1 protein-coding gene is annotated in these 908 nt (G+C 59.4%); it reads right to left on the reverse strand.

The features are described 5' to 3' along the window. A partial coding sequence (locus tag QP999_RS13345) for a DDE-type integrase/transposase/recombinase (RefSeq protein ID WP_284848467.1) occupies positions 1-765 on the reverse strand: 765 nt, incomplete at its 3' end. Positions 766-908: the final 143 nt, after the last annotated feature.

The following is a 908-nucleotide window of genomic DNA, read 5'->3' on the forward strand; positions in this document are numbered from 1 at the left end:
TGCTTTATCCTTCGGCCGACGCGCGCGTGTGGGAAGTGCTGCTGTGTTGTAGTGCTCCAAGAACTGCTGGTAGGTGTCGTTGACCTTCCGATTCCTATCGGCAGTGCTGATTGCGTTTGATGCCGTCGACGCGTTATCGGGGACAACAACCTGGCAGACCCCACCGAAGTAGTCAAACGCTTGGCGGTGTGCATCAAGCCAGGACTGTTGCCGCTGGTCAACACACGCACAAGCAAACAGCATTCCTGAATACGGCAGCGAAGCGACGAAAATGCTGACTTTCGCACCCGGTGTGCCCGCAGGGTCGTACAGGCGCATCTTGTTCCCTGCCCAGTCCACCTGCATCGTATGCCCTGGTGCATGGGTGATCCGGGCGGTAAGCCCGGCCGCATCGACATGGGAGGCAACCAGCTGGCGGAACCGGTCGTAGCTGTAATGACGCTGGCCCGGCTGGGTGGGGGTGGTGGTGTAGCGAGCCCACAATACTTGCAGTGTCTGCTTCACACGCCCTGTGCGTGCTTTGACGACCGCGTCAAAGTCAATCGGGACGAACTCGCCTTGACCGCTGGTGCGTTTATCAACGAATATCTCGTCTAGCTCGTCATTCGTCAACGCCGCGACCTGCTGGGCAGTAGTCAGGCCAAGGCTTCGCAGCGCTTGGTTCGCTCGGGAAATCGCGCGGTGCGAGCACCCGAGCTGGTCTTCAATCTGGCGGTAAGAACGCTTCCTAATCAGCAGCGTCATCACCGCACGGTAATCCGTCATCAGCGGACTCCTTCCAGTACGCGCCGCACCCGAGTGGTGCGGCTACCGGAAGTATCACCCCGAGCGCCGCGAGCTGCTACCAGATACTCACTGAAGCGCTACCAGATAGTCACGACACTGCTACCAAATAGCCGGTCGCAACA

Origin of the sequence: Corynebacterium sp. MSK004 (assembly GCF_030232515.1) — a bacterium.
Classification (GTDB): Bacteria; Actinomycetota; Actinomycetes; order Mycobacteriales; family Mycobacteriaceae; genus Corynebacterium; species Corynebacterium hesseae.